The sequence below is a fragment of the Streptomyces sp. NPDC107581 genome, assembly GCF_055657175.1.
This window is the reverse complement of the sequence record NZ_JBVKBH010000003.1, coordinates 36134-57979: the sequence shown is the minus strand read 5'-3', so window position 1 is coordinate 57979 and position 21846 is coordinate 36134. Positions and strand designations below refer to the sequence as shown.

At 71.9% G+C, this 21846-nt stretch carries 21 protein-coding genes and 2 pseudogenes; 12 read left to right on the top strand and 11 right to left on the bottom strand.

All coding sequences use genetic code 11. The annotated features are described in order from the left end of the window. The first annotated feature begins 36 nt into the window (after positions 1-36). Together brxD and ACZ7P3_RS07045 are read left to right on the top strand one after the other, a co-directional pair. Entirely contained in the window at positions 37-1377 is a 1341-nt protein-coding gene (brxD, locus tag ACZ7P3_RS07050; protein ID WP_472079543.1) for a BREX system ATP-binding protein BrxD, read from the top strand. After that, entirely contained in the window at positions 1377-3575 is a 2199-nt protein-coding gene (locus tag ACZ7P3_RS07045; RefSeq protein WP_472079541.1) for a DEAD/DEAH box helicase, read from the top strand. The genes brxD and ACZ7P3_RS07045 overlap by 1 nt, the downstream gene beginning before the upstream one ends. Positions 3576-3642: 67 nt before the next feature. On the opposite strand, the pseudogene ACZ7P3_RS07040 reads toward ACZ7P3_RS07045, so the two are convergent. Beyond that, a pseudogene (locus ACZ7P3_RS07040) lies at positions 3643-3885 on the bottom strand (helicase); the annotation flags it as partial. 458 nt (positions 3886-4343) lie between these two features. Here ACZ7P3_RS07040 and ACZ7P3_RS07035 point away from each other — a divergent pair. Then, positions 4344-5267, top strand: a complete 924-nt coding sequence (locus ACZ7P3_RS07035; RefSeq protein WP_472079539.1) for a tyrosine-protein phosphatase — start codon at positions 4344-4346, stop codon at positions 5265-5267. Between the two features lie 136 nt (positions 5268-5403). On the opposite strand, the gene ACZ7P3_RS07030 is transcribed toward ACZ7P3_RS07035, so the two are convergent. Continuing rightward, positions 5404-5787, bottom strand: a complete 384-nt coding sequence (locus ACZ7P3_RS07030) for a hypothetical protein (protein WP_472079537.1) — start codon at positions 5785-5787, stop codon at positions 5404-5406. 266 nt (positions 5788-6053) lie between these two features. After that, positions 6054-6356, bottom strand: coding sequence for a hypothetical protein (locus tag ACZ7P3_RS07025; protein WP_472079536.1), 303 nt, complete (start codon positions 6354-6356; stop codon positions 6054-6056). A 119-nt stretch (positions 6357-6475) separates the two neighbouring features. On the opposite strand from ACZ7P3_RS07025, the pseudogene ACZ7P3_RS07020 reads away from it, so the two are divergent. Further along, a pseudogene (locus ACZ7P3_RS07020) lies at positions 6476-7024 on the top strand (ArsB/NhaD family transporter); the annotation flags it as partial. Between the two features lie 4 nt (positions 7025-7028). Further along, the gene (locus tag ACZ7P3_RS07015) at positions 7029-7529 is read left to right on the top strand and encodes a universal stress protein (RefSeq protein WP_472079534.1); all 501 of its coding nucleotides are present in this window, start codon (positions 7029-7031) and stop codon (positions 7527-7529) included. An 88-nt stretch (positions 7530-7617) separates the two neighbouring features. Here the strand turns inward: ACZ7P3_RS07015 and ACZ7P3_RS07010 are convergent, their stop codons facing one another. The 3 genes from ACZ7P3_RS07010 to ACZ7P3_RS07000 all read right to left on the bottom strand — a co-directional run bounded on the left by ACZ7P3_RS07010 (position 7618) and on the right by ACZ7P3_RS07000 (position 9237). Continuing rightward, entirely contained in the window at positions 7618-7971 is a 354-nt protein-coding gene (locus ACZ7P3_RS07010) for a MazG-like family protein (RefSeq protein ID WP_472079532.1), read from the bottom strand. 49 nt (positions 7972-8020) lie between these two features. Continuing rightward, positions 8021-8497, bottom strand: a complete 477-nt coding sequence (locus ACZ7P3_RS07005; RefSeq protein WP_472079530.1) for a hypothetical protein — start codon at positions 8495-8497, stop codon at positions 8021-8023. 194 nt (positions 8498-8691) lie between these two features. Then, on the bottom strand, positions 8692-9237 hold the full coding sequence (locus tag ACZ7P3_RS07000; RefSeq protein WP_472079528.1) for a DoxX family membrane protein: 546 nt from the start codon (positions 9235-9237) through the stop codon (positions 8692-8694). A 126-nt stretch (positions 9238-9363) separates the two neighbouring features. Here ACZ7P3_RS07000 and ACZ7P3_RS06995 point away from each other — a divergent pair, with 126 nt between their 5' ends. Next, a complete protein-coding gene (locus tag ACZ7P3_RS06995; protein WP_472079526.1) occupies positions 9364-9690 on the top strand; it encodes a nuclear transport factor 2-like protein in 327 nt (108 codons plus the stop codon). A gap of 197 nt (positions 9691-9887) precedes the next feature. Here the strand turns inward: ACZ7P3_RS06995 and ACZ7P3_RS06990 are convergent, their stop codons facing one another. Then, positions 9888-10589 (bottom strand): ABC transporter ATP-binding protein, encoded by a 702-nt coding sequence (locus tag ACZ7P3_RS06990; protein ID WP_472079524.1) that lies wholly within the window; start codon positions 10587-10589, stop codon positions 9888-9890. Between the two features lie 175 nt (positions 10590-10764). After that, on the bottom strand, positions 10765-12231 hold the full coding sequence (locus ACZ7P3_RS06985) for an ABC transporter permease (RefSeq protein ID WP_472079522.1): 1467 nt from the start codon (positions 12229-12231) through the stop codon (positions 10765-10767). A 200-nt stretch (positions 12232-12431) separates the two neighbouring features. Here ACZ7P3_RS06985 and ACZ7P3_RS06980 point away from each other — a divergent pair, with 200 nt between their 5' ends. Then, positions 12432-13664, top strand: coding sequence for a D-alanyl-D-alanine carboxypeptidase family protein (locus ACZ7P3_RS06980; protein WP_472079520.1), 1233 nt, complete (start codon positions 12432-12434; stop codon positions 13662-13664). Positions 13665-14019: 355 nt separating this feature from the next. On the opposite strand, the gene ACZ7P3_RS06975 is transcribed toward ACZ7P3_RS06980, so the two are convergent. Continuing rightward, positions 14020-14778, bottom strand: a complete 759-nt coding sequence (locus tag ACZ7P3_RS06975) for an SDR family oxidoreductase (RefSeq protein WP_472079518.1) — start codon at positions 14776-14778, stop codon at positions 14020-14022. Positions 14779-15001: 223 nt separating this feature from the next. Here ACZ7P3_RS06975 and ACZ7P3_RS06970 point away from each other — a divergent pair, with 223 nt between their 5' ends. The 5 genes from ACZ7P3_RS06970 (at position 15002) to ACZ7P3_RS06950 (ending at position 20005) form a co-directional block, all read left to right on the top strand. Continuing rightward, positions 15002-16294: a multidrug effflux MFS transporter gene (locus ACZ7P3_RS06970; protein WP_472079516.1), complete on the top strand. Its 1293-nt coding sequence runs from the start codon at positions 15002-15004 to the stop codon at positions 16292-16294. Continuing rightward, positions 16246-17421, top strand: a complete 1176-nt coding sequence (locus ACZ7P3_RS06965) for a serine hydrolase domain-containing protein (protein WP_472079514.1) — start codon at positions 16246-16248, stop codon at positions 17419-17421. Before ACZ7P3_RS06970 ends, ACZ7P3_RS06965 begins: the two co-directional genes overlap by 49 nt. Before the next feature lie 45 nt (positions 17422-17466). Continuing rightward, on the top strand, positions 17467-18477 hold the full coding sequence (locus ACZ7P3_RS06960; RefSeq protein ID WP_472079512.1) for a small ribosomal subunit Rsm22 family protein: 1011 nt from the start codon (positions 17467-17469) through the stop codon (positions 18475-18477). 20 nt (positions 18478-18497) lie between these two features. Continuing rightward, a complete protein-coding gene (locus ACZ7P3_RS06955) occupies positions 18498-19118 on the top strand; it encodes a TetR/AcrR family transcriptional regulator (protein ID WP_472079510.1) in 621 nt (206 codons plus the stop codon). 149 nt (positions 19119-19267) lie between these two features. Next, on the top strand, positions 19268-20005 hold the full coding sequence (locus ACZ7P3_RS06950; protein WP_472079508.1) for a bifunctional DNA primase/polymerase: 738 nt from the start codon (positions 19268-19270) through the stop codon (positions 20003-20005). 15 nt (positions 20006-20020) lie between these two features. Here ACZ7P3_RS06950 and ACZ7P3_RS06945 read toward each other — a convergent pair whose 3' ends face one another. Together ACZ7P3_RS06945 and efeU are read right to left on the bottom strand one after the other, a co-directional pair. After that, positions 20021-21013, bottom strand: a complete 993-nt coding sequence (locus ACZ7P3_RS06945) for an SCO2278 family lipoprotein (RefSeq protein WP_472079506.1) — start codon at positions 21011-21013, stop codon at positions 20021-20023. Continuing rightward, positions 20973-21845: an iron uptake transporter permease EfeU gene (gene efeU / locus ACZ7P3_RS06940; RefSeq protein ID WP_472079504.1), complete on the bottom strand. Its 873-nt coding sequence runs from the start codon at positions 21843-21845 to the stop codon at positions 20973-20975. Before efeU ends, ACZ7P3_RS06945 begins: the two co-directional genes overlap by 41 nt. Position 21846: the final 1 nt, after the last annotated feature.

The window sequence follows — 21846 nt, the reverse complement described above, 5'->3', positions numbered from 1 at the left end:
CATTTCGGTCCGCACCGCGGATGGGAAACTGGCAGGGTGATCCAGCACCGCGCCACACCCGTCTCGGCCGCCCGCCGCCGTACCGTCATCGACGCGCTGCGACGCGGCGCCGTACCCGACAGCGGACTCGACCTGCTGGCCACCGGACTCGACCGGTTCGAAACGGCGCTGGACGCGGAACTGGACGCCGTGGCGTCCGGCGGCTCTGTGTTCAAGGCCGTGCGCGGCGAATACGGTTCGGGCAAGACGTTCTTCACCCGATGGCTGGGGGAGCGGGCCAAGCGCCGTAACTTCGCCGTGGCCGAGATCCAGATCTCGGAGAACGAGACCCCACTGCACCGGCTGGAGACGGTCTACCGGCGGCTCACCGAACGACTCACTACTTCCAGTTTCCCGCCCAGTGCGCTGCGGCCCGTCGTCGACGCCTGGTTCTACGCCCTGGAGGAGGACGCCCTCGCGGCCGGCGCCACCGAGGAGGAGCTTGCGAGCGAGGTGGAGAAGCTGCTCGTCGCACGGCTCGCCGAGGTGTCCCGGCACGCTCCGTCCTTCGCGACCGCTCTGCGCGGTTACCGGGCGGCTCTCGCGGACGGCGATGAGGCGACTGCGGCGGCCGTTCTGGCGTGGCTCGGCGGCCAGCCGCATGTCGCTGCCTCCGCCCGCCGGGCCGCCGGGGTGCGCGGCGACCTCGACCACTTCGGCGCCCTCGGGTTCCTCCAAGGGCTTCTCACTGTGCTGCGCGACTCCGGGCACACCGGGCTGTTCGTCGTCCTCGATGAGGTGGAGACGCTGCAGCGGGTCCGGTCGGACGCCCGCGACAAGGCACTCAACGCGCTACGGCAACTCATCGACGAGGTGCACTCCGGCCGCTTCCCCGGCCTCTACCTGGTCATCACGGGCACCCCGGCTTTTTACGACGGCCAGCAGGGCGTGCAGCGCCTGGCCCCGCTCGCTCAGCGGCTGGCCACCGACTTCACCACCGACCCGCGTTTCGACAACCCTCGCGCCGTACAGATCAGGCTTCCCGGCTTCAACCAGGAGTCCCTGGTCGGACTCGGCCTCACCATCCGTGACCTGTACGCCGATGCCGCGGAAATGCCCGAGCGCGTGCGGAAGGTCGTCGACGACGCGTATGTCGCTGACCTAGCGGTGGCCGTCGGCGGGGCGCTGGGCGGGAAGGTCGGGGTGGCTCCCCGGCTGTTCCTGAAGAAACTGGTCGGGGACGTGCTCGACCGCGTGGACCAGTTCGACGACTTCGACCCCCGGCAGCACTACCGGCTCACCGTCGCCGGCAGCGAACTCACCGACGTCGAGCGGAACCTGGCCGCCACGGTCTCAGGGGACTCCGCGTCGGCCGATGACATCGACCTGGAGCTGTGATGGCGGACGGGGGACTCGCGGCCGGGAGAGAGCCGGGTGACGCCGACGCCGACGTACTGGACCGACTCGACCCCGTCGTCCTGCACCACATCGTCAACACCCTCGGATGGCCCGATCTGCGCCCCCTGCAGCGGGCGGCGATCACGCCGCTCATGCACGGGCAGGACGCCGTACTGCTGGCTCCGACGGCAGGGGGCAAGACCGAGGCGGCCTGCTTCCCCCTGCTGTCGGCAATGACCGAGCAGAAGTGGACCGGCACATCCGTGCTGTACCTGTGCCCGCTCAAGGCACTCCTCAACAATCTGGTCGCCCGTGTCGACGCGTACGCCCAGTGGCTGGGGCGACGGGCCGCGCTCTGGCACGGCGACACCAAGGAATCGAGGCGGCAGCGCATCCGGGCCGAGGCGCCGGACATCCTGCTGACCACGCCCGAGTCGCTCGAAGCGATGCTGATCGGTGTCAAGACCGACCACGCCCGCCTGTTGGGAAGCGTCCGGGCCGTCGTCATCGACGAAGTGCACGCGTTCGCAGGGGATGACCGGGGATGGCACCTGCTCGCCGTGCTCGAACGGTTGGAGCGGGTCACCGGACGGCCCATCCAGCGCGTCGGGCTCTCGGCGACCGTCGGCAACCCGGCCGAGCTGCTGCACTGGCTGCAAGGCGCGGGTGTCAGCAGCCGCACCGGTCAGGTGGTTGCCCCTGGAGTGCACCTGCCGGCCACCGACGGCAGCGGACACGGCGCCACAGCGACTCCCGGACCGTCCAGCAGGGCTGCGGGCGAAGTGGAACTCGACTACGTCGGCTCCCTCGACAACGCGGCCAAACTCATCGCGGCGCTGCACAGGGGGGAGAAGCGGCTCGTCTTCTGCGACTCGCGCCGCCAGGTCGAGGAGTTGGGGGCCGCGCTCCGGGCGCGTGAGGTGACCGTCTTCCTGTCCCACGCCTCGCTCTCCGTCGACGAACGCACCCGTTCCGAGCAGGCGTTCGCCGAGGCCCGCGACTGCGTCATCGTCTCCACGTCAACCCTCGAGCTCGGCATTGACGTCGGTGACCTGGACCGCGTCATCCAGATCGACTCACCGACCTCTGTCGCCTCGTTCCTGCAGCGCATCGGCCGCACCGGCCGGCGTTCCGGCACTGCGCGGAACTGTCTGTTCCTCACCACCCGCAAGGACACACTGCTGCAGGCGGCGGGCCTGTTGCTGCTGTGGTCGCGGGGCTGGGTGGAACCGGTCGTCCCCCCGCCGGAGCCGCGTCACCTGGTGGCCCAGCAACTGCTCGCTGTCACCCTGCAACAGCACAAGCTCGGCGACCGGTTGTGGGACCGGCAGTGGAACGGCCTCGCCCCCTTCGACAAGTCGGCTGCCCCCATCCTGCGCTTCCTCACTCAGGAGGGCTTCCTCGACAGCGACGGTGGGATGCTGTTCGTCGGCCCCGAGGCGGAACGCCGCTTCGGCAAAAGGCACTTCATCGAACTCACCGCCTCCTTTACCGCACCCCCGCAGTTCACCGTTCTGTCCGGACGCACGGAGATCGGCCGCACCGACCCGAGCGTGCTCACGGAGGAACGCCCCGGCCCCAGGCGCCTGCTGCTCGGTGGACGCAGTTGGCAGGTCACGTACATCGACTGGCTGCGCAAACGCGTCTTCGTCGAGCCGGCCGACGGAGGCGGCATCGCCAAGTGGATGAACGGCGGCGTAGCCGGACTGTCGTACGCCCTGACGCGTGCCATGCGTGAGGTGCTGCTCGGCACGAACCCGCCCGTCTCCCTCACCCGGCGTGCGGAAGCGTGCCTGGCCGAACAGCGGGAAACCGACGCACCTGACACCGTCCACCCGGGCGGCACGTTGATCACGCGCGTCGGCTCCGACGTCCGTTGGTGGACCTGGGCCGGCTACCGCGCCAACGCCACCCTGGCGGCCACCCTCCAGTCGGTCACCGACCCTCTGCAACGGCCCACCGACAGCTGGCTGCGCCTGCGCGAGGAACTCACCCCGGCCGCTTGGCGTGTGGCCCGTGAAAACGTCGGAGAGAACCTCGTCCTGCCCGAGGTGGACCGCCGGGCCGTGCGCGGCCTGAAGTTCTCCGCCGCCCTCCCTGAACGCCTCGCCATAGCCACGGTGGCGGCCCGCTCGGCCGACTTCGAGAGCGCCCGCTTGGTGCTCGGTGAGCCGGCGCGCTTTCAGTACGACGGCTGAACCGGAACCGCCGCCAAGGGCCATGCCCGCCCCAACTGCTCCGTCACCTCTTGATGCGCACGCTGCCCAGTAGGCGTGTGAAGCCCGAGCGAGTCACCACGGCGCAGGCGATGCGGTGGCAGGAAAGCAGGACGTGCAGGCGCCGATCTTCCGCTCAGGCGGAGGCGTCTTGGCGGCCGGAGAGGGAGTGTCGAACGAGGGTTACGTCGAACTCGCTGCCCTGGAGACGGTTGGCCGTGTCCACCGTGGTGGCCTTGAGGCCGCGTGCGGCGAGTCGGGATCGGGACGCGTCCGCCTGCCGCCATCGCGCAGGTACCGCACCACCCAGGCGTCGACGGGCTCGCGGTCTACGCGACCACCCGTCGGGTTCGCCTGCAGTATGCGAAGGCAGCCGAACGGAGACGGACCCGGACGCCGAGAGTGCACCGAGCAGACCGCCTGACCCCAATAGTGACGAAGCCCCCGTCTGAAACGCTCCCGGGCGGAATGCCGTCTTGCGTAGTCATCAAAATAGCCACACAACCGCCCTCCCACCACGTTTGCGCAGGTCATAGCGCCGCGGTGATTCTCCCCGGCGTACAGCCCGACTCGTCTGCCGCTCTCTTCTCGTCTGCCGCCGCCTTCGCGGGCCCGTGCGGCGACTGGACAGCCTGGACAGCGTTCCTTCCCGACGGCCCCATGCCCTCCTGCGTCCCGTCGGCGTCTGTCTTCCACTCCCAAGATCCACGCGCTAGCTTCCCGCCCCTGCTTCCAGGAAGGGGCATCTGCATGCGATCCAGAGCACGCGCTGCCGGCGCGATCGCCCTCACGCTGGCCCTCGCCGGCCCGCTCGCTCCCGTCGCCGCGCACGCCATGCCGGCGGACCACGAAACTCCCGCGTACAGCTCTCTGCCCGCCGGCTCGCCCAGTCGCGTCGTCGGGGTTCCCGGCACCGTCAACGCCCGTGACATCGGGGGCTATCGCACCTACGACGGCAGGACCACCCGGTGGGGAACGGTGTACCGGTCCGAGAGTCTGTCCCAGATCCCTCCGGAGGGTGTCACCGCGCTGGCGAACCTGCGGCTCGGCAGCGTCATCGACCTGCGGACGTCGCCGGAGATACAGGCCGACGGAACCGACCGGCTCCCCGCCGGGACCGTCTCCGTTCCCGACCCCATCGACGACACCAGCCTGTACGCCTTCATCGGGCAGGTGGTGCGGAGCAAGGATCCCGCCTACCAGCAGGCCCAGCTCGGGGACGGCAAGGCCCGGGAGCGGATGCTCTCCCTGTACCGGGGCTTCGTCACCGACCCGGCGAACAGGGCCGCGCTCGGTGCCGCGATCCGCACCGTGGCGGACTCCAAGAAGCCGGTGCTGTTCCACTGCTCGGCAGGCAAGGACCGCACCGGAGTCCTCGCCGACACGATCCTTCGTGCGGTCGGCGTTCCCGCCGCCACCAGCGAGCAGGACTACCTCCTGTCCAACCAGCTGCGGGCCGCCTCCGACCAGGCGTTGCGGGACCAGCTCAAGGCGGCCGGCTACATGCAGAATCCCGATCTGCTGATTCCGCTTCAGCAGGTCGGCGGCGACTACCTCGCCGCCTTCCGGGACCAGGCGGTGCGGGACTACGGCAGCTTCGGGGCGTTCCTGACCGGCGGCCTCGGCCTGGACGCCTCCACGCTGATCCGGCTGCGGACCCGCCTCGTCGGCTGACCGGGACCGCCGGGGCCCCGCTTCGTCGGCTGACCGGGACCGCCGGGGCCCCGCCTCGTCGGCTGACCGGGACCGACAAGGACCCCGCCTTCGTCCGGACCACTCCGGTTGCGGGCGGGGGCTCCGGTGCGGACCGTCACGAGTCCCAATGAGCCCCGTGGCGGTGACGGACCGGCTCGATGTCGATCCCGGGATCGTGGCGGGCAGCGGCACACGCGACACGGGCCCGGGCCCGGGCGGCCCGTTCCCGCAGGCCGGCGTCCCGGCCGAGCGAGTCGTCCCGGAACGCACAGCAGTAGCGGTACACCTCGAAGAACCGCCGCACCTGACGGGGCTGCGGACGACGGCCCTCCTGCGCGGCCCTCCTCAGCTCCTCGGCGGAGTACCGCAGGTCGAACAGTTCGTGCCGGCGCCACGGACGATCGAAGCGGCGGTCGTGCCGGGGCAGACGTCGATGCGCACGCTCGTCCCGGCCGAAGGGCGTGCGGTCGTGGGGAATGTGATGGGCAGTGCGGGACATGAGGCCTCCGGCGGCGCCCCAGGGCTCTCCTGGGGTACCTACCGGAAGCCGGAGAAGTACCGGGACACATCGCCGAAGCCGCCCCGCCTCGCGGGCTGCTCGTGCGGAGCGCACGTGCCCTCGTACCGGTCGAAGTCCAACGGATGCCTTTCCTGCGGTCGGTCCAAGCCGGGCGATGCGGCGGGAAGTCCCCTTCTGCGCCGACGCCTTCTTCGGGACGGGCGTCCGCCTCGGGGGAGGTGTCCGCCTTCGGGACAGGTGTTCGCCTACCGCCGTGCCGACGCCGTGACGAGCAATATCACCAGAGCCCCGGCGTAGGCCACCAGAAGGGCCGGTGGCAGCCAGGGCTGGGAGAGCCCCGCCTGCTGGGCGTCCCGCGCCTTCTTCAGGCACTCGCCCACCCCGGCCAGGCCGGCCACGAACACCAGGAGGTGGACCAAGAGGTGCCAGCCCGAGTTGTCGACCACCAGCAGTGCGAACGTGCCGACCCCCGTCATGGCGGTAGCCCGGATGTACGACACGAGCGGCACCACTTCCGGCCCGCCCTTCTGCTCTGCCCTGTCCGGCATGGTCTTCGCGCTCCCCTTCGCTGTCACGGCGGCGCGATGATCACCGCCCGGTCCACCCGGTAGATGCAAGGGCGCGCGGCCAGGTTTCCCCCGGCGTCCCGAGCCCTCCGGGAGCGGCAGCGTTCGGCGTCGGGATCGACCCGGCATGGGCGGCCCTGGCCGGCGCCCTGGCCCTCGCCGCGCGGGCCCTGCTGCACCGCCGTACCACCCCGGTGGCACTGCTGCGCTCCGCCTCGGTGCCGTTCCTCGCCTTCGTGCCGGCGCTCGGGATCGTGGTGCGCGCGGTCGTGGACAACGGGCTCGACTCGGCGCTGGGCCATCTGATCCCCGGCGGAACGGGGCTGCCCGCCCTGTTCGGCATCGCCGCGCTGGCCGCCGTCCTCGCGAATGTGATCAACAACCTGCCCGCGGTCCTGGTACTGGTTCCCCTGACCGTCCCGTCGGGGCCCGGCGCCGTCCTCGCCGTGCTGCTCGGGGTGAACATCGGCCCCAACCTCACCTACGCCGGCTCGCTCGCCACCCTGCTCTGGCGCCGCATCGTCCACGAGCACGACGCCGAGGTGGAACTCTGGGAGTTCACCCGGCTCGGCCTGTATGCCGTACCGGCGAGCCTGTGCGCCGCCGTCCTGGCACTGTGGGCTTCACTGACCGCGCTCGGAGGAGGCTGACCCCATGACCGTGGTCGTCTGGATCGTCGAGGGCACCTGGCCCGCGTGCGTGGACGCCGCCCGCACCCACGCCCCGGCGGACGCCGACATCGTCGTGCTCCACGTCACGGCCCATGACATCGCGGACGCCGCGCACGGCGCCTTCGCCGGGCTGCTGGGCCGCGGCCACCCCGAACGGGACCCCGGCACCCGCCTGGAACACCTGGCCGCCGCCTCCGCCCGGCAGCTCCTGCAGGCCGCTGCCGAGCGCCTGAACCGCACCTGTGCCCGTGTCGAGCGAACCGGCCGTGTCGAACGCGAGGTCGTCGCCGCGGCGAAGGACGCCGATCTGCTCGTCCTGGCCCGCGACGGCGACCGCACCCATCTCGGCCCGCACAGCCTCGGCCCGGCCAGCCGCTTCGTCGTCGACCACGCCCCCTGCCCCGTCCTGCTGGTCTGGCCCGAACCCGCCCCCGGGCTCACCACCCTGCCGCCCCCGCCGCCCCGTCCGCCGCACCACAGGTGAGCGCGGGCCCGTCCTGACGATGCCCACGGCGTCGCCCGGACGGCGGAGCCGGCGCCGCGCGCGCGGTCCCTCCGGCCCTTTCCGTCCGTCAGTAGGTGCGGCGGGCGACCCGCGCCAGATGGCGGGCGAACACCTCCTGCGCCTGCGGTGTCAGCGTGCGCAGCGCCACCAGGGCGGTGAGGGCCACGTCGCACAGTTCGGACTCGACGTCCTCCCAGGTGTGGGTGACGCCCTTGCGGGGGTTCTGGCCGGTCGCGCCGATCACCGCCTCGGCGACCTCGCCGACCTCCTCCGAGAGTTTGAGGATGCGCAGCAGTACGCCCTCCTGCCCGGCGTGCTTGCGTGCCGCCTCCAGGCGCGACCAGAGCGTGTCGATGGCCGTCCAGAGGTCGGCGGGGCCGGGTGCGGCGGGGCCGGAGGAGTCAGTGTCCTGATCGGTCATACCCCGCAGCCTGCCCGTCCGGCACCGGGCGCTATCCCTGCGGCCCTCATCACGCCCGCCCGGCCTCCGCCTGAGCGGCCCTCCCCGTCCGAGCGACCGGTCCGCGCCTGGCCGACCGGCAGAAGCGGCCGGCCAGCGCGCCCGCCAGCAGAGGGGCGTCCAGGGCCCAGAAGCCGAGGAACCCCATCCCGAGGACGGCGAAAGCGGGGTCGGAATGGACGTCGGGGTCCCCGAGAGCGGTGAAGTCGAAGACCCAGACAGCGGGGCCCAGGACGGCGCACGCCGCCAGCAACGACCAGGAGCGAGCACGTCCGAGGGACGCCCCCAGCAGCAGGGAGGCCACAAGGCCGCAGGCCACCATGGACAACGCGACGGACACGCCACTCAGGTCCTCCTCGACGCCGGCTGCGGCCGGAAGCCATGGACTGACGCCGATCACCACCACCCACACCGCGGGTGCCGCCATGTGCCGGGCAGGGGCCCGCCACCCTGCTGTCTCCTCCGAACGCACTGGTCCGCCTTCCATCGCCTCTCCTCCTGGAACCGGTCGACCAGCATGCTCCCACCATTTTTGAACGCGTTCAACTCCTTGGTCGAACCGCCGTGCACGAACGCGTACTCGTTCTGCCACCCGAACAGCCTGACGGCCCCGCGCCACCCAGGACGGGATCCAGGCGGGGGGTCACATCACAAGGGGGCAAACGCCGCCTGATGCGGCACTTAGTCCTCGAACAGCACCTCCTGTTCCCCCTCCGTCTTCTCCCGCACCCGCTTGTTCCGCGTGCCCACCACGACCGCCGTCGCCACCGCCGTCACTCCCAGGGCCACGGGAACCATCCAGCCGCGATCGAACACATGCCCAAGCGCATGGTCGAGGGAGAGGCGGCCGGGTCCCGCGACGGCGAGACCGGCCGCGGCCAGGCCCAGGGTCGCCGCGTACTCGTAGCCGCCCGCCTGGGCGAAGAACCCGTTGGGCTTGTGGACCGCCGAGGCCCCGGCCATCGCTCCGGCCGCCGCCGCGCCCGCCGCCGGAGTCGCCAGGCCGAGCGCCAGCAGCGTGCCGCCGCCCGCCTCCGCGAGTCCCGCCGCCGTTGCGCTGGCCCGTCCGGGCGTGTAGCCGACGGACTCCATGAACTGGCCGGTTCCCTCCAGACCGTGCCCGCCGAACCAGCCGAACAGCTTCTGCGCGCCATGTGCGGCCAGTACCCCGCCGGTTCCCAGCCGGAGCAGCAGCAGACCCAGATCACGTCGGTCGTAACAGGTCACGGTGACTCCCCATGAGCAGATAAGAGGCCCTCCCGGGTTCCCACCGTCGCACCCCTCACCTGGGCGGGCCCGCCCTGGATGCCGTTCGGGTGGCGGGTGCGGGGGAGCGGTGTGACTCTGGCTGCCATGACGATTCAGATCGCCAGACTCAGCGACCCGGCCGTCCGCGCCTTCGTCACCGCCGTGAACGCGCACGACCGCGTCGCCTTCCTCGACCTGCTCACGCCCGACGCGACCATGTCGGACGACGGCGCGGACCGTGACCTCGCCGAGTGGATCGACAACGAGATCTTCTCGTCCCACGGTCACATGGACGTCGACGCCGAGTCCGACGGCGGCCGTGCGCTCGTCGCCCAGTACCGCAACGACACCTGGGGCGAGATGCGCACCGCCTGGCGCTTCACCGTCACACCGGACGGCCACATCTCCCGCTTCGAGACCGGGCAGGCCTGAGCACCTCGCCGACGCCGGCCCGCAGCGAGCCGCTCAACTCCTCGACGCCTGCGGGGACTCCGCGACGTCTGCGAGGAGTCGGCGACGCCTGCGGGGACTCCGCGACGTCTACGAGGAGTCGGCGACGCCTGTAGGAGTCCGCGCAGCGTTCGGATCCCGGGCGGCCCGGGAAGGCGTGCCGGCACGGGGGCAGGCGCTCAGTACCGACCGGCCCGCTGCGGCGCGTGCTGCTCGGTGAGGGTGATCCGCCCCGACCTGATCGTGGCCAGCCGCGGGGCGCGGCGGGCGATGGCGGAGTCGTGGGTGACGATGACGAAGGTCAGCCCGTGCTCGCGCCACAGGCCCTCCAGCAGGGCCATGATGTCGTCACGGGTGCCCTCGTCGAGGTTGCCGGTGGGCTCGTCGGCGAGCAGTACCTTCGGGTTCTTCACCAGTGCGCGGGCGATGGCGACGCGCTGCTGCTGACCGCCGGACAGCTCGGACGGGACGTGCGTCAGACGCTCGCCGAGGCCGACCGAGCGCAGCGCCTCCGCGGCCCGCTCGCGGCGCTCGGAGGGGCGGACGCCCAGCGGGACCAGGGCCGTCTCGACGTTCTCCTGGGCGGTGAGGGTGGGGATGAGGTTGAAGGCCTGGAAGATGATGCCGATCTTCTCGGCGCGCAGTCGGGTCAGCTTGGCCTCGCCGATCGTGGCGAGGTCGACGCCGTCCAGCTCGACGCTGCCGGCGGAGGGACGGTCGAGGCCGCCGATCATCTGCAGCAGCGTCGACTTGCCGCCGCCGGTCGGGCCCTGGATGACGAGCTGGTCGCCGTCGGCGATGGTGAGGTCGACGCCGCGCAGCGCCTCCACCGTCTCCTTGCCCCGCGTGTACCGCTTGGTGACGCCGGTGAGTCTGTACATGGGTTCTCCGTGACGAGAGGGACGTGACGAGAGGGAAGAGAAAGCGAGCAGAGAGGGAGTAGAGGGGGAGCGGGGAGCGGGGACAGGGGAGGCAGGGGGCAGGGGGGGCAGAGAGGAACAACGGAGGGAAGGAAGAGGGGCGGAGAGGAACAGGGAGGGGGAACGGCGGAGGTCGCTACGAGACGCTGCGCAGGGCGTCGGCCGGGCGCATCCGGGAGGCGCGCCAGCCGCCCATCGCGCCGGCGATCAGACCACCGGTGACCGCGAGGCCGACCGCCAGGGCGATGGTGGCCGAGGAGACGGGCGCGGACAACGCGATCTCCAGGGTGTTCTGCGCCGACTGCCGGCCGCCACCGCCGGGCCCGCCGCCGCCCGGCCCGCCGCCCATGCCGCCGCCGCTGCCGAGCTGCGCGGTCAGCTTGGGGCTGATCACCGTGACCGTGCGGGCCGCCGCGAGGCCCAGGGCGATGCCGAGGCCGCCGCCGATCAGGCCGTTGACCATCGACTCGCCGACGACCTGCCGGGTCACCCTGCCGCTCGGCCAGCCGAGCGCCTTCAGCGTGCCGAACTCGCGCACCCGCCGGGACACGGCCGCGGAGGTGAGCAGCGCGGCCACCAGGAAGGCGGCGACCAGGACGGTCAGCGAGAGCCACTTGCCGACGCTGCCGGCCAGATCGGAGGCCGTGGACAGCGAGCCGGAGACGGTGGAGGCCAGGTCGGCGGAGGTGGTGACCGTCGTACCGGAGATGTTGCCCTGGATCGTCTTCTTGACGACGGAGATCTGCTTCGAGTCGGTCGCCTTGACGTAGATCGTGGTGACCTTGTTCTTCGCGTCACCGAGCGACTGGGCCTGCTTGAGCGGCAGGTAGACGTCGGTGGTGGATTCGCCGCTGTCCGGGGTGGCGATGCCGATGACCGTGTACGTGGTGCCGGAGATCTTGAAGGCGGAGCCGGCCCGGTACTTCTTCTGCCGGGCGTACGACGCGCTGACCACCGCCACCTTCGCGTCGGTCTGTGCCGGGGCGAAGGTCTTCCCGGAGGTGATCTTCATGGTGGCCAGGGGGCCGAGGGCCTGGTCGGTGACGTCGACGCCGGCCACGGAGTAGCTGTTGACGTCGAAGTCCGCGCCGCCGCCCTGCACCTGCGGCTGACCGCTGCCACTGCTGCCACTGCTGCCACTGCCGCCGGGGCCGCCCTGCTGCCGGCCGCCACCGGTGCTCTGGGCCGTGCCCCGGGTGAAGGAGCCGTCGACCTTGGTGACGTTCAGGGAGAGGGCGCCGACCGCGTTCGCCACGCCCTTCTGCGCGGCGACCTGCTCGACCAGTGAGGACTTCAGGGCCTGACCGCCCTGCGTCATCACCCGGTCCGAGCTCTGCGAGGTCTTGCCGCCCGATGTGGCGTCGAACCTGAAACCGGGGCCCTGTGAGCTGCCCGCCGCCGGGGCCGAGCGGGCCTTGGTGACCGTCATGTCGGTGCCCAGGCCGTAGAGCGACTTCAGGACCTTGTCCTGTGCCTGTGTCATACCGGCCGACACCGAGTTGACGGTGATGACCAGCGCGATACCGAGCGCCAGACCCATCGCGACGACCAGAGCCGCTTTCTTGCGCCGGCTCAGCTCGCGCTTGAGATAGATGCCAAACATCCCGTTCCTCGAAGGTTGTCGGCGCCCGCTGTGGGCGCGCCCACAAGGTAGGGAGGAACCTTTGCGACCCACTGGGTAAAGGATGTGTAAGAGCTGAGAAAGCAGGGTAAGTGAACAGCTTTTCATAAGACAGCAAATTCCTGGGTCAAGGAGGGCCTGCTGCCAGGAAACCGCTGTTGGGTGCGGTGTACGGTCCCGGGATGCGCGAATGTTCCCGGCTCAGCCGGCGTGCCGTCCTCGGGCTGACGGCCGCCGCCCTCCCCCTGTCCGCGGCGACTCCCGCCTCCGCGGCCGCAGCCCCCGCCATCGGTGGGGAGCGCCTGACCCGCAACGGGATCCAGGTCCGGGACGACACCGGACTGCCCAGGAAACTCACCGCCCGCTCATGGCTCGTCGCCGACTGCGAGAGCGGTGCGGTGCTCGCCTCGTTCAACGCGCACCAGCGCCTGGCGCCCGCGTCCACGCTGAAGATGCTGTTCGCGGACACCGTGCTGAAGAAGTTCGACCGCACCGAGCGGTACAAGGTCACCGACGCGGACCTCGCCGACGTCCCGTCCGGCTCCAGCCTCGTCGGCGTCAAGCCCGGCATCACCTACACCGTCGAGCAGCTGTGGCAGGGGGTGTTCCTGCGCTCCGGCAACGACGCGGTGCATGTGCTCGCGCACATGAACGGCGGCGTCGCGAAGACGGTCGCCGAGATGCAGGCCAAGGCCGAGGACCTGCAGGCCCTGGACACCCATGTGGTCAGCCCCGACGGCTTCGACCACAAGGGGCAGATCTCCTCGGCCTACGACCTCACGCTGTTCGCCCGGCACGGCCTCAAGGACGCCGACTTCCGCGGCTACTGCGGCACCAGGACCGCGGACTTCCCGGCGGGCGGCAAGAAGACCTTCCAGATCCAGAACACCGACCGTCTGCTGACCGGGGCGTGGGGCCTGACGACGTACGAGGGTCTCATCGGGGTGAAGAACGGCTACACCAGCCACGCGGGCAACACCTTCACCGGTGCGGCCACCCGGGGCGGCCGCACCCTGCTGGTCACGGTGATGCATCCGGCCACCGGCAGCAACGCCGTCTACGAGCATGCCGCCGCACTGCTCGACTGGGGCTTCGGGCACGGGCGTTCGGCGCAGGCGGTGGGCACGCTGGTCGAACCGCTCAGCGAGGGCGGGGCGAGTGCGCGCCCCGCGCCCGCGCGCAAACCGGTCCGGGCCGCGGCGGGTGCCCCCGGTGCGGCGTCCGGGAGCCCCTCGACGTGGCGGCTGCTGGAGGGCGCCGCGGGCACGGCGGCCCTGCTGGGAGCGGGCGCCTGGGCGCTGCGGCGCAGGCTCAGGGCGGCGCGCGCCACGGGAGAAGCCACGGGAGAGGTCACGGGAGAGACGGAGCCGCAGCCGCAGCCGGAGGCCGGGTCAGGAGGGCGGCACCGGCGCTGAGCCGCGAGGCGGGCAGGGAGGCCCGCGTCCGAGACCTGGCACCGGCGCTGAGCCGCGAGGCGGGCAGGGCGGCCCGCATCCGAGACCTGGCGCCGGCGCTGGACTCTCCGGTGGAGTCTGCGGCAGCCGTTCCACCCACCGGTGCGTACCCCGCGGTCCCGCGCGAGGTCCACCCCCAAACCCGGTGCGGTGGAACGGCTGCCGTCTCCCCCCTCGGTGTGGCTACGGGACCATTGTGCTCCAAGTGTGAAGCTCTGGTGGAGGAAATTTGAGCATATGAGCTGGACCGGCCGCAATACCGCGGATGTTCGAATTCCGCTTGTGTGAGTAGGGGAGTTGGGACTCCGCCGCGCGCTCAGCCCCGCCCGATGTACGGCATCGCCGTCGCAAGTACCGTCGCGAACTGCACGTTCGCCTCCAGCGGCAGCTCGGCCATGTGCCGCACGGTGCGCGCCACGTCGGCCGCGTCCATCACCGGCTCCGCCGCGACGTCCCCGTTGGCCTGGAGCGCGCCGGTCTGCATCCGGGCCGTCATGTCGGTGGCCGCGTTGCCGATGTCGATCTGGCCGACCGCGATGCGGTACGGCCGTCCGTCCAGCGACAGCGACTTGGTCAGACCGGTCAGCGCGTGCTTGGTCGCGGTGTAGGCGACCGACAGGGGGCGGGGGGTGTGTGCCGAGATGGAGCCGTTGTTGATGATCCGGCCGCCCTGCGGGTCCTGCTCCTTCATCCGCCGGAACGCCGCCTGGGCGCACAGGAACGCCCCGTTGAGGTTGGTGTCCACCACGTGCCGCCAGGCCTCGTAGGGCAGGTCCTCGACGGGCACCCCGCCGGGGCCGAACGTCCCCGCGTTGTTGAACAGCAGGTCGATGCGTCCGAACAGTTCCCCGGCCGCCGCGAACAGCGCCTCCACGTCCTCGGGCCGGGACACGTCGGTGCGCAGGGCGAGCGAGGGTGCCCCGGGCACCTGTGCCGCCGTCTCCTCCAGCGTCTCGATGTGCCGGCCGGCCAGCGCCACCGACCAGCCGGCGTCCAGCAGCTCCACGGCGACGGCCCGGCCGATGCCGGAACCGGCGCCGGTCACCACCGCGATCTTCGATTGCCTGTCAGTCATGGCTCCGCAGCGTAGGCGGGAAGTCCGCCATGCGGAATCAGCTGTCCGCCATGCGGCTAAACGGCGACCGGGGGCGACGTCGCGATCACGCCGGACGCCAGGATTCCCCACCGCATGCTCAGCTCCGCCGTTCCCGCCCCCGCCCTCGTTCGTTCATGTGTGTCTCGGCAGCGTGTGCGAGCTGAGAGCATGGGTGCCGGTTGTTTCACAGAGGGAGGGGCACATGACCGAGCATGCGGCGGCGCCGACACCGGCGACGGGACACGAGCCGGGCACCGTGCGGCCCTCGGCCGCCACCCGTCGTACCGGCCTGCTGGTCGTCCTCGCCCTCGGCGGCCTCACCGCCACACCCCCTATCGCGATGGACATGTACCTGCCGTCGCTGCCGGAGGTCACCCGCTCCCTGCACGCCCCCGCCGCCACCGTCCAGCTCACCCTCACCGCGTGCCTGGCGGGCATGGCGCTCGGGCAGCTGGTCGTCGGCCCGATGAGCGACCGCTGGGGCCGCCGCCGGCCGCTGCTGACCGGCCTCGCCGTCTACCTCCTCGCCACCGCCCTGTGCGCGGTGGCGCCGAACGTCGAGACCCTGGTCGCCTTCCGCCTGGCACAGGGGCTCGCGGGCTCGGCCGGCATCGTCATCGCCCGGGCCGTCGTACGCGACCTCTACGACGGCGACGCCATGGCCCGCTTCTTCTCCACCCTGATGCTGATCTCGGGGCTCGCGCCGATCGTGGCGCCGCTGATCGGCGGGCAGATCCTCAGGGTGACGGACTGGCGTGGCGTCTTCGTCGTCCTCACCGCCGTCGGAGCCGCGCTCGCCGTGCTCGTCTGGCTGCGGCTGCCCGAGACGCTGCCGCCCGCCGAACGCAGCGACGGGGGAGCGGGCCAGGCCCTGCACGCGATGCGCGGCCTGCTCGCCGACCTGCCCTTCACCGGCTACATGCTGGCCGGCGGCTTCGCCTTCGCCGCGCTGTTCGCCTACATAAGCGCCTCGCCGTTCGTCGTCCAGGAGATCTACGGCGCCTCCCCGCAGACCTTCAGCCTGCTCTTCGGCCTCAACTCCGTCGGACTGATGATCGCCGGGCAGGTCAACGGCAAGGTGCTGGTGGGCCGGGTCAGCCTGGACAAGGTGCTCGCCACCGGGCTCGCCCTGACCGTGCTCGCCGCGACGGCCCTGCTGCTGATGACCACGGGCGTCTTCGGTGCGGTCGGCCTGGCCCCGGTCGCCGCCGCCCTGTTCGTGCTCATGTCCGCGATGGGTCTCACCCTGCCCAACGCCCAGACCCTCGCCCTGCTGCGCACCCGGCACGCCGCCGGCTCCGCCTCGGCGCTGCTCGGCACCTGCTCCTTCCTCGTCGGAGCGGTCGCCTCGCCGCTCGTCGGGATCGCCGGGGAGCACACCGCCGTGCCCATGGCGCTCGTCCAACTGGCGGGCGCGCTGGTCGCGGCGGCCTGTTTCGTGGGAATGTGCCGTCCCTGGAACACACGTGCGAGGTCGGAGGGAGGCCGGAACTGAGCACGCCGAGACTGCGCGCCGGCACGCCCGAACGTGCCGGGCTCGACCCCACGCACCTCGGGCACCTGGCCGCCGAGGTGCACACCCTCACCACCGGAGCCCGCCCCTGGGCGGCCGGTGCCGTCGTGCTGGCCGGCCGCGGCCCCGTGATCGCCGTCGCCGAGGCCGCGGGCTGGGCCGTGCGCTACGCCTCCTACGACCCCGAGACCGACACCGGCGTCGAACTGCCCCCTGCCGCCCGGGTCCCGGCCACCCTCGACACCCGCTTCGACCTGGCCTCCCTCACCAAGCTGTTCACGGCCGTCGTCGCCGTGCAGCAGATCGAGCGCGGCACCCTCGGCATGGACGCCCGGGTCGGCGCCTACCTGCCCGAGTTCGGCGCGGCCGCCGCCTACGGCATCACCGTGCGGCAGCTGCTCACCCACACCTCCGGGCTGCGCCCCGAACTCCCGCTGTACGACTGCCCCGACGACACGGCCCGCCTCGCCCTGCTCCGTGCCCAGGCCCCCACGTCCGAGCCCGGCCGGTACCTCTACTCGGACCTGAACATGCTCCTGCTCCAGTTCGTCCTGGAGCGGATCACCGGCCGCGGCCTCGACGTCCTCATCGAGGACGGCATCACCCGCCCGCTCGGAATGACGGCCACCGGCTTCGGTCCCTGCCCCGGCGGGGCCGCCACCGAGGACCAGCGGCGGCCCTGGGCCAAGGCGGACCGCGGGATGCTGCGGGGCGTGGTCCACGACGAGAGCGCCTGGGCGCTCGGCGGGGTGGCGGGCCACGCGGGCCTGTTCTCCACCGCCCCCGATCTCGCCGTCTTCTGCCGGGCCCTGCTCGCGGGCGGCGCGTACGGCCCCGCACGCATCCTCGGCCCCGACTTCGTGGAACTCCTGCTGACCCCGCCGGGTCTGGGCTTCGCCCTGGACCAGCCCTGGTTCATGGGCGAGCTGGCGGGCAGGGGCGCGGCCGGCCACACCGGCTTCACCGGGACCTCCCTGGTCCTCGACCCGGCGACGGACACGTTCCTCGTCCTGCTGGCCAACACCGTGCACCCGCGCCGACGGCCGCCGGACAGCAGACCGCGGGCGGCTCTGGGGACACACCTGGCCAGGGCGGTACGCGGCGCCTGACCACGGGTGGCTCCGGCCCTGCCGGGCACCTGAGAGAATCACCCGGTGAACGCCCCCGCCGACCCGGCCGACGCCCTCCGCGCCTCCCTGGCCACACTCCTGGACGGACTGCCCCCGAAGCAGACGGCCGCAGCCGTGGAGCGGCTGATCGCCCACTACCGCGGGGCCACCCCGACCCACGCGCCGATCCTGCGCGACCGCGCCGACGTGGCCGCGTACGCCGCCTACCGGATGCCGGCCACCTTCGAGGCGGTGCGCTCGGCGCTGGAGGCGCTCGCGGACGCCGTGCCCGGGTGGACACCCGGCAGCCATGTGGACATCGGCGGCGGCACCGGCGCGGCGACCTGGGCGGTCACCGCCGCCTGGGAGGGCACCCGGCCGGTGACCGTGCTGGACTGGGCCGAGCCCGCGCTCGCCCTCGGCCGGGAGATCGCCGCCGCCAACCCGGCGCTGCGCGACGCCCGCTGGGAGCGCGCCCGCATCGGCTCCGCGCTCACCCTGGAGAGCACCGATCTCGTCACGGTGTCGTACGTCCTCAACGAACTCGACCCGGCCGACCGCGCCGTCCTCGTCGACACGGCCGCGGCCACCGCGCAGAGCGTCGTGATCGTGGAGGCCGGCACGCCCGCGGGCTACGACCGGGTCATCGAGGCCCGCGACCGCCTGATCCGCGCCGGATTCCGGGTAGCCGCCCCCTGTCCGCACAGCGCCGGCTGCCCCATCGTGCCCGGCACCGACTGGTGCCACTTCTCCGCCCGGGTCAGCCGCTCCTCCCTGCACCGCCAGGTCAAGGGCGGATCCCTGGCGTACGAGGACGAGAAGTTCAGCTACGTCGCCGCCACCCGGCTGCCCGTCGCACCGGCTCCCGCCCGGGTGGTGCGGCGGCCGCAGATCCGCAAGGGCCAGGTGCTGCTCGACCTGTGCGAGGCGGACGAGCAGCTGCGCCGTACGACGGTCAGCAAGCGCCACGGAGACCTGTACAAGGCGGCCAGGGACGCCGACTGGGGGGATGCGTGGCCGCCGGAGAACGCGGAGCCCGGCGACCCGGTGTCGTAGCGGCTTGTTAGCTTCGAGCCATGGTCAAGAAGCCCGCCCCCGATGCCACCCGCCGCAGTGAGAAGTCCCGCCGGGCGATCTACGCCGCGGCGCTCGCCCTGGTCGGCGAGGTCGGATATCCCAGGACCACCGTCGAGGGGATCGCCGCCCGGGCCGGGGTCGGCAAGCAGACGATCTACCGCTGGTGGGCGTCGAAGGCGGACGTGCTGCTGGAGGCCTTCCTCGACCTCGGCGACCAGGCCTCCGAGCAGGCGGGCGCCGTCGGCGACGAGTACGTCATCCCGGACACGGGGGACCTCGCCGCCGACCTCAAGCTCGTCCTGCGCCTGACCGTCGACCAGATGCTCGACCCCCGCTTCGAGGTCCCGTCCCGCGCCCTGGCCGCCGAGGGCGTGGTCAACGAGGCGCTGGGCCGGGAGTTCGTGACCAAGCTCCTCGAACCCTCGCTCCAGCTCTACGTCCAGCGGCTGCGTGCCGCACAGGACGCCGGCGACGTACGCGGGGACATCGACCCCCGCATCGCCCTGGAGCTCTTCGTCTCCCCGCTCGCCCAGCGCTGGCTCCAGCGCACGGCCCCGATCTCGCACGCCTACACGGACACCCTGGTCGACTACGCCCTGCACGGCCTGGCCCCCCGCTGACCCCGTCCGCCCGCCCGGCGCGCGTGTGAGGTGCGTCTCGTCCCGTTTCTCCAGGTCCGGGGTATGTGCCCCCCGGGGCACAGGAAGATGGGACGATGAGGCATGCTGTCCGCACCACGACGCGGCGACCGCAGCAGAAGAGGGGCCAGATGAGCGCGACGTTCGGCGGCCGGTCCGGCCGGCAGGGCAAACTCTCCCAGTGGCTGCTCGGACGCCGCCCGAAGGAGGCCGCCGGCGACGGCGGCCGTGAGGCCCTGCTGCTCGCCGCCGCAGCGGCGGGACTGCCACTGGCCCCCGCCGCGCACCCCGCCCCCGGGTACCGCTGTTCCTGCGACCGCGTGGGCTGCCCCACCCCGGCCCGGCACCCGGTGTCGTTCGCCTGGCAGACGCAGTCCACGACCGACCCCGGGCAGATCGAGCGCTGGGCCCGGCACCAGCCGGAGGCGAACTTCATCACCGCCACCGGCATGGTGCACGACGTCCTGGACGTGCCCGTGGAGGCCGGCCGGGAGGCGCTGGAGCGGCTGCTCGGCTCCGGTGTCGAGGTCGGACCGGTCGCCGAGAGCGACGACGGCCGCATGCTGTTCTTCACCCTCACCCGGGGCACCCCCGAGGACGAGGACGAGTGGTGGCCCTGCGAGCTGGACTGCCGCCCCGAGACCATGGACGAGCACCCGGGCCTGCGCTGGCACTGCCGCGGGTCCTACGTCCTCGTACCGCCCGCCCGGCTGCCCGGCGACGACGGCCGGCAGGTGCGCTGGGTGCGCGGACCGGAGCACGCGCTGCCCGACCCGCTGACCCTGCTGGAGGTGCTCACGGACTCCTGCGCCCGTCACCCCGGAGCCGAGGCCGAGCACGTGGGGACCGCCTGGCCCCCACGGCACTGAGACCGCCCGGCAGAGCTACTCGCCCTGAGCGGCCGTCAGGCCCTGCACCCGCCCCAGCACCGACACCGGACCGCTGCCGGCCGGGTCGACGGCGACCTCGTTGGAGATGAACTCCAGCGTCAGCGACTGCTTGACCTCGCCCTTCGTCAGGGCCTGCACGTCCTTGTTCGGGGTGGGCACCGTGGTGCCCGGGGCCGAGGTCCGCTTCTCGTAGTGGTGCGTCGTGAAGAACACCAGCGCCCCGCCGTCCGCCGTGCGCAGCGCGAGCGGCGCGTAGGCGCCGTGGGTCAGCGGCTGGTCGATGTACTGCCGCACCAGTCCCGGCTTCCTGGCCTGCGCCGTGCGGTCCGTACGCCAGCCGCTGGTGTTGCGGCCGTCCGCGAAGGTCTTCCCGCCGTTCTGCAGATAGGCCGTGTAGTCCTTGCTCAAGTCGTCCGGCGGCACGGCCAGTTGCGCGGAGCCGGCGGGCACGGCCTCGGCGAACCCGTCCGCGTTCTTCTTGAACTGCGGTACGTCACCGGGCGCGACCAGCGTCAGATACGCCACCTGCCATGCCTTGCCCAGGTCGCTGCGCGTGAACACCATCAGCCAGCGGACGTTGCCGCCCTTGTTGCCCTTGGCGTCCGCGACGAACCAGCGGGGCCAGCCGGCCTTCTCGGGAATCGTGAACTTCGCGTCCGTCAGCTCCAGCGGGGTGTGACTCGTGTTGCCGCCGGGGCTGTTGGCCCGCCCGGCCTTCAGCCGGGCGGAGTCGATGTCGGCGAGGGCGCCGGTGACGTAGTCCTCGTCCAGGGAGCTGTCGTAGGCCTTGTCGGCCTTGTTGTACGCGTCCGTGAACTGCGTGAGCGCCCTGGCGGCCTCGGCACGGGTGGCGGCGGGGAGCACCTCGCGCTCCCCGTGCACCACCACACATCCGCTCGCCGTCAACGACAAAGCGGTCAGCGAGGCCGCTATGAGTGCGTTCCGGTCACGCCTGCGAAGCCTTCGACGGCTGCGTTCCCTGGTCATGAGGTGACTTCACCTTCCCCTTCCCGGAGGCGAACCCTACCGGGGCGAAGAAGACCGCGAGGGTCGGGACCAGGTACAGCAGCCACACCGTGACCTGGACCACGGTCGGGTCGGGCTGGAAGTTGAACACGCCCTTCAGCAGCGTGCCGTACCAGCTGTCCGGCGCGATGGTGCCGCTGATGTCGAAGGCCAGGTCGGCGATGCCCGGGATCCAGTTGGCCTCCTGCAGGTCGTGGAAGCCGTACGCCAGCACGCCCGCCGCGACCACGACCAGCATGCCGCCGGTCCAGGTGAAGAACTTGGCCAGGTTGATCTTCAGGGCGCCCCGGTAGAACAGCCAGCCGAGCAGGACGGCCGTGAGGAGCCCGAGGGCCACGCCGATCAGGGGGCGCGGGGTGCCGTCGCTCGCCGCGTGCACCGAGGCCCACACGAACAGGGCGGTCTCCAGGCCCTCCCGGCCGACGGCCAGGAAGGCGGTGGCGACCAGCGCGCCCGTGCCCATCGCGAGGGCCGCGTCCAGCTTGCCGTGCAGCTCGGACCTCAGGTGCCGGGCGGTGCGCCGCATCCAGAACACCATCCAGGTCACCAGGCCCACGGCGACGATGGACAGCGAGCCGCCGAGCGCCTCCTGCGCCTCGAACGTCATCTCCTGCGAGCCGAACTCGAGCGCGCAGCCGAAGCCCATGGCGATGGCGACGGCGATGCCCACGCCGATCCAGATCGGCTTCAGGGCGTCCCTGCGGTCCGTCTTGACCAGGTAGGCGATCAGGATGCAGACGACGAGCGACGCCTCCAGACCCTCACGCAGGCCGATCAGGTAGTTGGAGAACACG